We start from the raw sequence: 13200 nt of genomic DNA on the forward strand, positions 1-13200 counted from the left end.
TTATGCTCCCGCTTATTCGTATTCGTCCCAGCCGTCGAACTGGCGGCTTTCTTTTTGCATTTCGCGATGGAACAGCTCTTCCAGCTCGCGCCGCGCCTCTTTCACACGGGAAATTTGCGCCACGTCGCCCTGATGCGGCGGCATCAGTTCACGCAGCATGCGCATATCCAGGCGGCGGAAATGCTGCTGGGCGCGGAAGGCCTGATGCGGGTGCATCCCCAACTCCATCAGCGCCTTGCGCCCCAGTTCCAGCGCGCTGGAGAAGGTTTCGCGGCTGAACTGTTTCACCCCCGCCTGCAGCAACTCATGCGCCTCCACGCGGCCGCGCGCCCGCGCCAGAATGCTCAGGTTCGGGAAGTGTTGCTGGCACAGCCGCACGATCTCCATGGTGTCTTCCGGCTCGTTGCAGGTGATCACGATCGACTTGGCCTTCTCGGCGCCCGCCGCGCGCAGCAGCTCCAGCTCGGTGGCATCGCCGTAATAAACCTTGTAGCCGTAGCGCCGCAGTACGCCAACGGCGCTGACGTCGCGCTCCAGAACGGTAATGCGCATTTTGTTGGCCATCAACAGGCGGCCGATCACCTGGCCGAAACGCCCGAAGCCGACGATGATCACCTGCGGATCGTCATCTTCCACGTACGGCGTCTCCTCGTCTTCGTCTTTGGCGTTATAGCGGCGCGCCAAAATGCGGTCAATGGCCTGCATCAGCAGCGGCGTGGTCATCATCGACAGCGTCACCACCACCAGCAGCAAAGAGAGTTGATCCGGCTGCAGCACCTTTTGGGCGCCCGCCGCCGAAAACAGCACGAAGGCGAACTCACCGCCCTGGCTGAGCACCCCGGCGAACTGCAGGCGCACCGAACTGCGCAGGCCGAACAGGCGCGACACGCCGTAGAGCACGCCGGATTTGACCGTCACCAGCACCAGCACGCCGATCAACACCTCGGCCAGATGGGTGTAGAGCACGCCGATATTCAACACCATGCCCACCGAAATAAAGAACAGCCCCAGCAGCAGCCCTTTAAACGGCTCGATGGAAATTTCCAGTTCGTGGCGGTATTCGCTCTCCGCCAGCAGCACCCCGGCAATGAAGGTGCCGAGCGCCATCGACAGGCCGAGCGCTTCCATAAACAGCGCCGAGCCGAGCACCAGCAACAGCGCCGCGGCGGTGAAGATCTCGCGCACGCCGGAAGCGGCGATATAGCGGAACAGCGGCCGCAGCAGGAAACGGCCGCCGATCAGCATGCCGCCGAACGCCGCCACCTTGAGCGCGATCTTCGCCCAGTCGTCGCTGGTGCCGCCGGCGCCGGCCAGAATCGGGATCAGCGCCAGCGCCGGGATCACCGCCATATCCTGGAACAGCAGCACCGAGAAGCCGAGTTGCCCCCCTTCGTTGCGGTTCATGCCCTTCTCGCGCATCAGCTGCAGCGCCATGGCGGTGGAAGACATCGCCAGGCCGACGCCGCCGATCACCGCCGCCTGCCAGGCGAAGTGCGTCAGGTACAGCAACGCACCCAGCACCGCCGCGGTGATCAACACCTGGCCGGCGCCGGCACCGAAGATCGAACGCCGCAGCTCCCACAGCTTGCTGGGGTTCAGCTCCAGACCGATGATGAACATCAGGAACACCACGCCCAGCTCGGAGAAGTGCAGGATCTCGTCGACGTCGCGAATGAAGCCCAATCCCCAAGGGCCGATGGCGATGCCGGCGATCAGATAGCCCAGCACCGCGCCGATCCCCAGGCGACGGGCGATCGGCACCGTCACCACCGCGGCGAACAGGAACAGTAAAATGGCGGTCAGTAAGGTCGATCCTTCCATGCTCACCGTCCTCCGCGCGGCAGCGGGTGGCTCAGCCACTCGCCGTAGGCATCCGCATGGCTACGCAGCACCTCCGGCTTTTGCCGCCGCGCCCAATACACCACGAACGGTGTCAGCCAATGCATATGGCACATCCCGGCGGTCAGCTCGAACGGCCGCAGAATATCTTCCATCGGGTAGTGGTTATAACCGCCGGTGCGGTAGGCGCCTTCCGGTTCGCCGGTGGTGATCACCGAACGCCAGTATTTGCCCGCCAGCGCATTGCCGCCCACGCCGCTGGCAAAGCCGCGCGACAGCACGCGATCCAGCCACTCCTTCAGCAGCGCCGGGCAGCTGTAGGTGTACAGGGGATGCTGAAACACGATGACCTGATGCTCACGCAGCAGCTGTTGTTCGTGATGGATATCGATAAAAAAATCAGGGTAGTGCGCGTAGAGATCGTGCACGGTGACATGTTCCAACTGCTGCGCCGGTCGAAGCAAAACCCGGTTCGCCACCGAGTCATGGGATTCCGGATGGGCATACAGCAGCAAGACCTTGGGCGGCTGCGACATCATTCCCCTCCAAAGCGTCGTCAGGGTAGCGGTTTTCCGTTACCATGCATCGCAAAGACAAAAACAGCGCGCGGTGCGCGTTCTGTTACCTTAATGATAATTTAACATACTCTGAACATACGGCGCTTTATGATTGTATTCTCCTCGCTACAAATCCGACGCGGCATCCGCGTCCTGCTGGACAACGCCACGGCGACGGTTAATCCAGGTCAGAAGGTCGGCCTGGTGGGCAAAAACGGCTGCGGCAAATCCACGCTGCTGTCGCTGCTGAAGGGCGAGATCGCGGCGGACGGCGGCAGCTTCACCTTCCCCGGCAACTGGGCGCTGGCCTGGGTCAACCAGGAGACGCCGGCGCTGGACGTGCCGGCAATCGAGTATGTTATCGACGGCGACCGCGAGTTTCGCCAACTCGAAGCCGAATTGCAGGCGGCCAACGATCGCAACGACGGCCACGCCATCGCCACCCTGCACGGCAAGCTGGACGCTATCGACGCCTGGACCATCCGCTCCCGCGCCGCCAGCCTGCTGCACGGCCTCGGCTTCTCCAACGAACAGCTGCAAAGCCCGGTGCGCGACTTCTCCGGCGGCTGGCGCATGCGCCTCAACCTGGCGCAGGCGCTGGTGTGCCGTTCCGACCTGCTGCTGCTCGACGAACCGACCAACCACCTGGATCTCGACGCGGTGATCTGGCTGGAGCGCTGGCTGAAAAGCTATCCCGGCACGCTGGTGCTGATCTCGCACGACCGCGACTTCCTCGATCCGATCGTCGACAAGATCCTGCATATCGAACAGCAGACGATGAATGAATACACCGGCAACTATTCGTCGTTCGAACGCCAGCGCGCCACCAAACTGGCGCAGCAGCAGTCGCTGTATCAGCACCAGCAAGAAAAAGTGGCGCACCTGCAAAGCTATATCGACCGTTTCCGCGCGCAGGCCACCAAGGCCAAGCAGGCGCAGAGCCGCATCAAGATGCTGGAGCGCATGGAGCTGATCGCCCCGGCGCACGTCGACAACCCGTTCACCTTCAGCTTCCGTCCGCCGGAAAGCCTGCCGAATCCGCTGCTGCGCATGGACAAAGTCAGCGCCGGGTATGGCGACAAAGTGATCCTGAAGTCAATCAAGCTGAACCTGGTGCCCGGCTCGCGCATTGGCCTGCTCGGCCGCAACGGCGCCGGTAAATCGACGCTGATCAAACTGCTGGCCGGCACTCTGGAACCGCTGAGCGGCGAGATCGGCCTGGCGAAAGGCATCAAGCTGGGTTACTTCGCCCAGCACCAGCTGGAATTCTTGCGCGCCGACGAATCGCCGCTGCAGCACCTGAGCCGCATCGCGCCACGGGTGCTGGAGCAGCAGCTGCGCGACTATCTGGGCGGTTTCGGTTTCCAGGGCGACAAGGTCAGCGAAGTGACCGAACGTTTCTCCGGCGGCGAGAAGGCGCGGCTGGTGCTGGCGCTGATCGTCTGGCAGCGCCCTAACCTGCTGCTGCTCGATGAACCGACCAACCACCTGGATCTCGACATGCGTCAGGCGCTGACCGAAGCGCTGATCGATTTCGAAGGCGCGTTGGTGGTGGTCTCGCACGACCGTCACCTGCTGCGTTCCACCACCGACGATCTGTACCTGGTGCACGACGGCCAGGTCGAGCCTTTCGAGGGCGATCTCGACGACTACCAGCAGTGGCTTGTCGACCTGCAGCGCCAGGAAAGCCAGCAGGACGCACCGGAAAAAGAGAGCGGCGGCAACAGCGCGCAGGCGCGCAAGGATCAAAAACGCCGCGAGGCGGAGTTCCGTACGCAGACCCAGCCGCTGCGCAAGCAGATCGCCAAGCTGGAACAGCAAATGGAAAAACTGGGCGCCGAACTGGCGGCGGTGGAGGAACAGCTGGCGGATTCCGCACTGTACGACATCAGCCGCAAGGCCGAGTTGACCGACTGCCTGCAAAAGCAAAGCCAGGCCAAATCCGCGCTGGAAGAGACGGAAATGACCTGGCTGGATGCACAGGAACAGCTGGAACAGTTAACGCAGGCGTTCGAAGCCTAAGCCTCAGGCCTTGTAAAAAGGCCTATCCCCCAGAATGGTCGCGCGGTGCATGATGCGCCGCTGCGGCAGATAATCCGCGTTGGCGTAGTGTTGCGTCACGCGGTTATCCCAGATCGCCACGTCATTTTCCTGCCAGCGCCAGCGCACCTGAAACTCCGGTTTGGTGATGTGAGCAAACAGGAAGTTCAACAAAGCGTCGCTCTCTTTCGGCGCCAGATCGACGATCCGCGTGGTAAATCCTTCATTGACGAACAGCGCCTGCCGGCCGCTGACCGGGTGGGTGCGTACCACCGGATGCAGCAGCGGCGGGTTTTTCTGCACCGCCAGCTGCCAGCGCTGATGCTCCTCTTCACTGCCGCGATGTTTATGTTCCGGGAACGACTTGGTGAAGTCATGCTCCGCACGCAGCCCTGCGAGCAGCGTTCTGAACGGCGCCGACAACGCCTCGTAGGCCGCGATGCCGCTGGCCCACAGCGTATCGCCGCCGGTGGAAGGCAAGGTCTTGGCCGCCAGGATCGCCCCCAGCGGCGGGTTCTCGATAAAGGTCACGTCGGTGTGCCAGTTATCGTTGTCCGGCGGGTTGTCGTCGTGGGTATCGAGCACGATGATCTCTTCCACGTCGGTGGCGTGCGGATAGACCGGATGGATATGCAGATCGCCGAAGCGGCCGGCCAGATCGCGCTGCTGCAGCGGCGTGATCGGCTGATTGCGGAAGAACAGCACCTGATGCTTCAGCAAGGCATGATAAAGCTGTTCAAACTGGCCGTCGCCCAGCGGCCGGGCCAACTCGACGTTTTCCACCAGCGCCCCGATGTAAGGCCCCAGCGGGGTGATATTCAGACGTTCGTTCATTGCTGTACTCCATGCCACGGGGTCAATCGGCGCTGCAGGGCACGCAGCCCCAGCTCCAGCCCAAATGCAATCACCGCAATCACGCCGATGCCGGCCAACACCACGTCGGTCGCCAGAAACTCACCGGCGGATTGCACCATAAATCCCAGGCCGCGCGTGGCGGCGATCAGTTCGGCAGCCACCAGCGTCGACCAGCCGACGCCCAGCCCGATGCGAATGCCGGTCAGGATCTCCGGCAGCGCGCTCGGCAGCACCACGAAACGCAGCACCTGCCAACGCGTGGCGCCCAACGCGCGGGCGGCACGCACCCTCACCTGCGCCACGCTGCGCACGCCGGCCACGGCAGACAGCGTCACCGGCGCGAAGATCGCCAGATAAATCAGCAAGATCTTTGAGGTTTCGCCGATGCCGAACCAAATCACCATCAGCGGCAGATAGGCCAGCGGCGGCACCGGGCGATAGATTTCAATCAGCGGATCGAGGATGCCGCGTACCGTGTCGTTCAGCCCCATGGCAATGCCCACCGGAATGCCGACGATCACCGCCGCCAACAGCGCTACCAGAATGCGCCCCAGGCTGGCCGCCAGATGTTGCCACAGCGTGGCGTCCATAAAGCCTTGCGGGCTGGCGATGGTGATCAACTGGTGCAGCACCTGCTGCGGCGCCGGCAAAAACAGCGGGCTGATCAGCTGCAGCGCCGTTACGCCCCACCAGACGATCAACACCGTCAACAGCGTGGCGCCGCTCAGCCAAACGTTGCGCGGCACGCTGAAACGGCGTGCCGCTTTGCCCTGCGGCTGCGCCGCGGCCTTCAGAGTGGAATGCAGGCTCATAGCAAGGCCTCGCGCTGTTGGAAAACTTTGCCCAGCACGTATTCGCGCTGCGCGATAAATTCAGGATCTGACTTGATGGCGCGGCAGGCTTCGCCGTCGGCATAGCGTTGGCCGAAGTTCAGCGACAGCCGCTCCACCACCTGCCCTGGCCCCGGCGACAGCAGCAGCAGTTCGCTGGCGAGGAACACCGCCTCTTCGATATCGTGGGTGATCAGCAGCACCTGCTTGCCGGTATCACGCCAAATGGTCAGCAACAGCTCCTGCATCTGCTCGCGGGTGAACGCGTCCAGGGCGCCGAACGGCTCGTCCAACAACAACAGCCGCGGATCGGCGGCCAGAGCGCGGGCGATGCCGACGCGTTGGCGCATGCCGCCGGAAAGCTGCCAGATGAAGTGCTGTTCATAGCCCGCCAGCCCCACGCGCTGCAGCATCTGCTCCGCCACCTGGCGGCGCTGCGCCTTGCCGACGCCGGCCAGTTGCAGGCCGAACTCGACGTTGTCCACCACGTTGCGCCACGGCAGTAAGCCCTCATGCTGGAACACCACGCCCCGTTCGGCGCTCGGGCCGTGAACGGGCGTTCCATCCAGCGTGATGCTGCCAGCTGAAGGCTCGATAAACCCGGCGATCAAATTCAGCAGCGTGGTCTTGCCGCAGCCCGACGGGCCGAGCACCACCACCAGTTGCCCGGCGGCGATCTGGAACGACACGTCACGCAGCGCGGGCCGCCCCTGATACTCTGCTGAAAGATGATTGACGTTTAGCATCCTGCTTCCTTACGACTGCGGCGCAGCCTGCACCTGTTTCACAAAGCGGTCGGTCACGTAAGCGCTGTAGTCGCTGTCGACCTGCGGGATCTTGCCCTGCTGCTTGAGGAATTCGGCGGTATCGCGGATCGCCTTGTCCACCGGCTGGCCGAGCTGGGCAACCTGATCCGCCACCGGCAGATAACGGTTTCCCTTCACCAGCTCCGGCACCTGCGCTTCCGGCACGCCGCTCAGGCGTGCCAGCGTGCTGAGGTGGTTCGGATCTTTCAGCCACTGTTCCGGCGCCGCCAGGTAGGCTTTTTGCGCCTGCAGGGCGCTGGCGGCAAAGGCGGTCACCACGTCGGGATGTTTCTCGGCAAAATCTTTGCGCACCACCCACACGTCCAGCGTCGGCGAGCCCCATTCGCCCACCTGCGCGGAGTCGGTCAACACCTTGCCCTGTTTGGCCAGTTCGTTGACCACCGGCGCCCAGACGTAGGCGCCGTCGATGTCGCCGCGCTGCCAGGCGGCGGCGATGGCCGGCGGCTGCAGATTGAGGATCTTCACCTGCTCAGGCTTGATGCCCCAATGCTTGAGCGAGGCCAGCAGGCTGTAATGGGTGGTGGAGATAAACGGCACCGCAATGCGCTTGCCGATCAGATCCTGCGGGCTTTTGATGTCATTTTTCACCACCAGCGCTTCGGAACTGCCGAGCTGCGAGGCGATGAGGAACACTTCGATGGGGAGTTTCTGGCTGGCGGCCACCGCCAGCGGGCTGGAGCCGATATTGCCGATCTGCACGTCGCCGGAGGCCAACGCACGCAGCACGCTGGAGCCGCTGTCGAACTTACGCCAGTCGACGGTCGCGCCGGACCGTTTGGCGAAGCTGTTTTCCGCCTGCGCCACCTTGGCCGGTTCCGCCGACGTCTGGTACGCCACGGTCACATCCACCGCGTAGGCGCTGGTTGCGCTGAGCGACAGCGCCAACAGCGCCGCGTTGCGTAAGGAAAAGAGTTTGCCCGCCATGTTCCGCTCCGTTGATAAAAATCTGTTCAGTTGCTGACAGTTTTATCTGAGCGATGACGGGCTATAAAAGAATAAAAAAGTCTTCTTTATTACCGTGAGTAATATAAACACGGGTTACAGCGCGATACTTCCGTGCAGGAACACATGAGCATAGCCGCCGAGCAGCGTGCGATCCCCGTGCAGTTCGCAGAACAGTTCGCCGCCGCGTGCCGAGATCTGCTGCGCATGCAGCCGATGGCGGCCGAGACGCGCCGTCCAGTAAGGCATCAGCGTGCAGTGCGCGGAGCCGGTAACCGGATCTTCACCGCCGTCGAGCGTGAAATAGCGCGACACGAAGTCCACGGTGTCACCCGGCGCGGTAACGATTACCGCACGCCCGGCCAGCGCGATCAGCGCCGGGATGTCCGGCCGCAGCGCGCGTACCTGCGTCTCATTTTCCAGCACCACCATCAGCGCTTTCGCCTGCCACACCTCCAGCGGCTGCTCGCCCAGCAGCGCCGCGAGGCCCGCCGGTTCAGCCACCTTCTGCGGCGGCCGTGCGGGGAAGTCGAGCACCAGCCGTTCCCCGTCCTGCGCATCGCGCTTGACGAACAGCTCGCCGCCGGCCGAACGGAAGCGGATATCCTGCAGCGCCGGATTGATCGCGCTGAACATCACATGCGCCGCCGCCAGGGTGCCGTGGCCGCAAAGGTCGACCTCGCGTTCCGGGGTAAACCAGCGGATAGCGGTCATGTCGCCGTCATCCCAGACAAAGCTGGTTTCCGGCAGGCCGATCTCGTTGGCGATCGCCTGCAGCCGCGCCGCCGGCAGCGGCTGCGTCAGCAGGCAAACCCCGGCCGGGTTGCCGCGCAGCCCTTTGCCGGTAAAGGCAACCACGTGATAATAATTTTCCGCCATCGTTCGCTCCTTAATGCCAGATCAGTAACACACAGGCTGCGGTCAACAACCCCATGGAAACGTTGAAGATAACCCAGGCCTTTTTGCTGCGCAGCAGGCGGCCGATCACGGTGCCGAACGCCAGCCAGATAATGCCGGCGACAATGTTGACCACCAAAATGCCCAGCGCGATCGCCGCAATGGATCCGTTGTACTTATCGCCCGCCAGGCTGAAGCTGGCCACCGCCCCCAGCGCCATCAGCCAGGCTTTCGGGTTGAGGAACTGCAGCAGCCAGCCCTGATACAGCCGCACCGGCTGCGGCGGCGCCACGTCGGTTTCCAGTTTTTCATAGGCGGCGGTGGCGACTTTCCACGCCAGCCACAGCAGGTACAGACTGCCGAGGATTTTCAGGATCAGGTGCAGCGACGGGTAGACCAGGATCAGGCTGCCGACGCCGAAAGCCACCAGCAGCAAAATGCTTTGCATGCCGAGCATGATACCGACCATCAGCCACAGCGATCGCATAAAGCCGAAGTTAGCGCCGGAGGTAGTCAACAGCAGGTTATTGGGGCCAGGCGTGATGGCGGCGACCCACAGGAAGCCCAGCATCGAAAGGAATAAACTCGGTTCCATGGCACGGGTGCTCCTCACCCAAGGCGCTTTTTTGCAGTATCATTGTTAGTTCTTGGTATTGAAGCTAACAGTGCGCTAGGGATCTCACAATAGCCGCCCACAACATTTTTACTCAGCCTATGCCTAACACCTTTCGCCCTCTGACCGGGGCCAGTAACCCGCACCTGCAAACGCTGTTGCCGCGGTTGGTGCGCCGCCGCGTGTTATTGAAACCGCATTGGCAACGGCTGGAATTGCCCGACGGCGATTTCGTCGATCTCGCCTGGAGCGAAGATCCGGCGCAGGCGCGCGACAAACCGCGCGCGGTGCTGTTCCACGGCCTGGAAGGCAGCTTCTACAGCCCCTACGCACATGGCCTGCTCAACGCCTGGCGTGAGCGTGGCTGGCTCGGCGTGGTGATGCACTTTCGCGGCTGCAGCGGCGTGCCCAACCGCAAGCAGCGCATCTACCACTCCGGTGAAACCGAAGATGCACGCTTCTTCCTGCGCTGGCTGCGCGACCGCTACGGCGAGGTGCCGACCGCGGCGGTAGGCGTTTCGCTCGGCGGCAACATGCTGGCCTGCTATCTGGCGCAGCAAGGCGCCGACAGCCTGCTGCAGGCGGCGGTGGTGGTCTCGGCGCCGCTGATGCTGGAGCCCTGCGCCTACCGCATGGAGCAAGGTTTCTCCCGCGTTTATCAGCGCTACCTGCTGGGGCAGCTGAAACAAAACGCCACCCGCAAGCTGTTGCACTACCCGGACACTCTGCCGCTCAAGCTGTCACAGCTGAACGGGTTGCGGCGCATCCGCGAATTCGACGACGCCATTACCTCGCGCATTCACGGCTTTAGCGACGCTATCGACTACTATCGCCGCTGCAGCGCCCTGCCGCTGTTGCCGGCTATTCAGACGCCGCTGCTGATCATCCATGCGAAGGACGATCCCTTCATGACCCATGAGGTGATCCCCGACGTCGCCGGCCTGCCGCGCAATATCGAATATCAACTGACCGAGTACGGCGGCCACGTCGGCTTCGTCGGCGGCACGCTGAAAAAACCGCACATGTGGCTGGAACATCGCATTCCGGCCTGGCTTTCCCCTTATCTGGACATCCCGACGTGATCATTCCCTGGCAAGAACTGGCAACCGACACCCTGAACAGCCTGATCGAATCCTTTGTACTGCGCGAAGGCACCGATTACGGCGAACATGAACGCTCGCTGGAACAGAAGGTGGAGGACGTGCGCCGCCAACTGAAAAACGGCGAAGTGGTGCTGGTGTGGTCGGAACTGCACGAGAGCGTCAACATCATGCCGCGCGGCCAGTTCCGCGCCGGGCAGGAAGAAATTTAGTGGCGCTCGGTTCTATGACTGACGGAAAAAATCAGGTAACAATGGGGCATTGCAAACCAGCGCGCGCCATTTTTTCCTGAGATAGAGAGCGTCAACAAGAGCCACAATAATCCCCTGACGCCGGCGCATTCAACACGGAGTGACAACCATCATGTCTGCCAAACATCCCGTTATCGCGGTGACCGGTTCCAGCGGCGCCGGCACCACCACCACCAGCGTGGCGTTCCGTAAGATCTTCCAACAGCTCAACATCCGCGCCGCCGAGCTGGAGGGCGACAGTTTCCATCGCTACACCCGGCCGGAAATGGACGCGGCGATCCGCAAGGCGCGCGATCTGGGCAGACACATCAGCTATTTCGGCCCCGAGGCCAACGACTTCGGCCTGCTGCAGCAGAGCTTTATCGACTACGGCAAGAACGGCACCGGGCGCTCGCGCAAGTATCTGCACACCTACGACGAAGCGGTGCCCTACAATCAGGTGCCGGGTACCTTCACCCCGTGGGAACCGCTGCCGGCGCCGACTGACGTGCTGTTCTACGAGGGGCTGCACGGCGGCGTGGTCACCGAGCACCATGACGTGGCCAACCACGTCGATCTGCTGGTCGGCGTGGTGCCGATCGTCAACCTGGAGTGGATTCAGAAACTGATCCGCGATACCGGCGAGCGTGGCCACTCTCGCGAAGCGGTGATGGATTCGGTGGTGCGTTCGATGGAAGATTACATCAACTACATCACGCCGCAGTTCTCGCGCACCCACATCAACTTCCAGCGCGTGCCGACGGTGGACACCTCCAACCCGTTCGCCGCCAAGGCGATTCCCTCACTGGACGAAAGCTTCGTGGTGATCCACTTCCGCGGGCTGGATCAGATAGATTTCCCCTATTTGCTGGCGATGCTGCAGGGCTCGTTTATCTCACACATCAATACGTTAGTGGTGCCGGGCGGCAAGATGGGGCTGGCGATGGAGCTGATCATGGCGCCGCTGGTGCAGCGGTTGCTGGAAGGCAAGAAGATCGAATAAATGCGTTGAGCGCGGCGCCGGGCCGCGCTCCGTTTCGATTACGCCGGTTGGCGGATCTCGAAGCTGTGGGTCACCGTGGCAGCCTTGTTGAGCATCAGCGCCACCGAGCAGTACTTCTCCGCCGACAGGTTCACCGCACGCTCGACGATCTTGTCGGTCAGGTCCTGGCCGGTAACGATGAAGTGCAGGTTGATATGGGTGAACAACCGCGGGGCTTCTTCGCGGCGCTCGGAGGTCAGCTTCACCTCGCAGTCGCGCACGTCGTTGCGCCCTTTTTGCAGGATGGACACCACGTCGATCGCGCTGCAGCCGCCCAACGACATCAGCACCATCTCCATCGGGCTGGGCGCTTTATCACCGGCGTTGCCGTCCATCAGCACCTGGTGGCCGGAGGCCGATTCCCCCAAAAACGTTAACCCTTCCACCCATTTAACTCTTGCCTGCATTCTGGTCACTCCGGTTGATTTCTTAAAATCAGAGTACGCTTTCGCATAGAAACAGGCAACGTAACCTGATGCTAATCATGCTGAAGCGAGACAACACGAGACACCCGCCTTACTCTGTGCTACAAACAGAGCCGCAATAAATCTTTCCGGGACACTGAATTTCAGGGAAACGCCCAGAGAAAGGCTCCTTTACCGGTATGTTAACAGAATGTAGCTTGCAGCGCTTACGGCAAGTTAATATGCTAGAGCGACAGCGTATTTTTATGACACGCCTCAAAACTTGCCGGTAGCCCTCGCTCATGACTGCGGCTACAGGCGGGTTTTACAGGGAACTCTGACCCCTGTGACACAAGGCAGCGATAACAACAGAGGATAACAGCGAATGGTTCTCGGCAAACCGCAAACAGACCCTACTCTCGAATGGTTCCTGTCTCATTGCCATATCCACAAATATCCATCGAAGAGTACGCTGATTCACCAAGGTGAAAAGGCCGAAACGCTTTACTACATCGTGAAAGGCTCCGTCGCGGTGCTGATCAAGGATGAAGAAGGTAAAGAGATGATCCTGTCCTACCTCAACCAGGGGGATTTCATCGGCGAGCTCGGATTGTTCGAAGAAGGCCAGGAGCGCAGCGCCTGGGTTCGCGCGAAAACCGCCTGTGAAGTGGCCGAAATTTCCTACAAGAAATTCCGCCAGCTGATCCAGGTGAACCCGGACATCCTGATGCGTCTGTCCGCCCAAATGGCGAGCCGCCTGCAGGTCACCTCCGAAAAAGTGGGCAACCTCGCCTTCCTGGACGTTACCGGCCGCATCGCGCAAACCCTGCTGAATCTGGCGAAGCAACCCGACGCCATGACTCACCCGGACGGCATGCAGATCAAGATCACCCGTCAGGAGATCGGCCAGATCGTCGGCTGCTCGCGTGAAACCGTTGGCCGTATTCTGAAAATGCTGGAAGATCAAAACCTGATTTCCGCCCACGGCAAAACCATTGTCGTCTACGGCACCCGTTAATCCCTG

The 13200-nt window shown here is 61.8% G+C and carries 14 protein-coding genes; 5 read left to right on the forward strand and 9 right to left on the reverse strand.

The annotated features are described in order from the left end of the window. Positions 1–12: 12 nt before the first annotated feature. Entirely contained in the window at positions 13–1821 is a 1809-nt protein-coding gene (gene kefB, locus ACUXAC_RS23285; RefSeq protein WP_033645251.1) for a glutathione-regulated potassium-efflux system protein KefB, read from the reverse strand. A gap of 2 nt (positions 1822–1823) precedes the next feature. Further along, positions 1824–2375 carry a glutathione-regulated potassium-efflux system ancillary protein KefG gene (gene kefG, locus ACUXAC_RS23290; RefSeq protein WP_033645385.1) on the reverse strand — a complete coding sequence of 184 codons (552 nt, stop codon included), beginning with the start codon at positions 2373–2375 and terminating at the stop codon, positions 1824–1826. 129 nt (positions 2376–2504) lie between these two features. Between kefG and ACUXAC_RS23295 the strand changes: the two genes are divergently transcribed. Beyond that, complete coding sequence (locus tag ACUXAC_RS23295; protein ID WP_060424569.1) at positions 2505–4418, forward strand: ABC transporter ATP-binding protein; 1914 nt, start codon at positions 2505–2507, stop codon at positions 4416–4418. Between the two features lie 3 nt (positions 4419–4421). On the opposite strand, the gene tauD is transcribed toward ACUXAC_RS23295, so the two are convergent. The 6 genes from tauD to ACUXAC_RS23325 form a co-directional block, all read right to left on the reverse strand. After that, positions 4422–5270, reverse strand: a complete 849-nt coding sequence (gene tauD / locus ACUXAC_RS23300) for a taurine dioxygenase (RefSeq protein WP_033636267.1) — start codon at positions 5268–5270, stop codon at positions 4422–4424. Then, the gene (tauC, locus tag ACUXAC_RS23305; protein WP_033631937.1) at positions 5267–6103 is read right to left on the reverse strand and encodes a taurine ABC transporter permease TauC; all 837 of its coding nucleotides are present in this window, start codon (positions 6101–6103) and stop codon (positions 5267–5269) included. The genes tauD and tauC overlap by 4 nt, the downstream gene beginning before the upstream one ends. After that, a complete protein-coding gene (gene tauB, locus ACUXAC_RS23310) occupies positions 6100–6867 on the reverse strand; it encodes a taurine ABC transporter ATP-binding subunit (RefSeq protein ID WP_038878069.1) in 768 nt (255 codons plus the stop codon). Before tauB ends, tauC begins: the two co-directional genes overlap by 4 nt. A gap of 9 nt (positions 6868–6876) precedes the next feature. Then, complete coding sequence (gene tauA, locus ACUXAC_RS23315; protein WP_060424564.1) at positions 6877–7872, reverse strand: taurine ABC transporter substrate-binding protein; 996 nt, start codon at positions 7870–7872, stop codon at positions 6877–6879. Positions 7873–7986: 114 nt separating this feature from the next. Beyond that, the gene (locus ACUXAC_RS23320; protein WP_343181916.1) at positions 7987–8769 is read right to left on the reverse strand and encodes a PhzF family phenazine biosynthesis protein; all 783 of its coding nucleotides are present in this window, start codon (positions 8767–8769) and stop codon (positions 7987–7989) included. A 10-nt stretch (positions 8770–8779) separates the two neighbouring features. Continuing rightward, complete coding sequence (locus tag ACUXAC_RS23325) at positions 8780–9382, reverse strand: LysE family translocator (RefSeq protein WP_038878079.1); 603 nt, start codon at positions 9380–9382, stop codon at positions 8780–8782. 119 nt (positions 9383–9501) lie between these two features. Between ACUXAC_RS23325 and ACUXAC_RS23330 the strand changes: the two genes are divergently transcribed. The 3 genes from ACUXAC_RS23330 to ACUXAC_RS23340 all read left to right on the forward strand — a co-directional run bounded on the left by ACUXAC_RS23330 (position 9502) and on the right by ACUXAC_RS23340 (position 11733). Continuing rightward, positions 9502–10482: a hydrolase gene (locus ACUXAC_RS23330; protein WP_047729705.1), complete on the forward strand. Its 981-nt coding sequence runs from the start codon at positions 9502–9504 to the stop codon at positions 10480–10482. After that, a complete protein-coding gene (locus tag ACUXAC_RS23335) occupies positions 10479–10712 on the forward strand; it encodes a YheU family protein (RefSeq protein ID WP_004930376.1) in 234 nt (77 codons plus the stop codon). The genes ACUXAC_RS23330 and ACUXAC_RS23335 overlap by 4 nt, the downstream gene beginning before the upstream one ends. A 151-nt stretch (positions 10713–10863) precedes the next feature. Further along, positions 10864–11733 carry a phosphoribulokinase gene (locus tag ACUXAC_RS23340; RefSeq protein WP_033636275.1) on the forward strand — a complete coding sequence of 290 codons (870 nt, stop codon included), beginning with the start codon at positions 10864–10866 and terminating at the stop codon, positions 11731–11733. A 38-nt stretch (positions 11734–11771) separates the two neighbouring features. Here the strand turns inward: ACUXAC_RS23340 and ACUXAC_RS23345 are convergent, their stop codons facing one another. After that, a complete protein-coding gene (locus tag ACUXAC_RS23345) occupies positions 11772–12179 on the reverse strand; it encodes an OsmC family protein (RefSeq protein WP_387445103.1) in 408 nt (135 codons plus the stop codon). Positions 12180–12561: 382 nt separating this feature from the next. Here ACUXAC_RS23345 and crp point away from each other — a divergent pair, with 382 nt between their 5' ends. Continuing rightward, positions 12562–13194, forward strand: coding sequence for a cAMP-activated global transcriptional regulator CRP (gene crp / locus ACUXAC_RS23350; RefSeq protein ID WP_004090925.1), 633 nt, complete (start codon positions 12562–12564; stop codon positions 13192–13194). The last annotated feature ends 6 nt before the right edge of the window (positions 13195–13200 follow it).

The organism is Serratia sp. 121840015-1 (assembly GCF_053627655.1).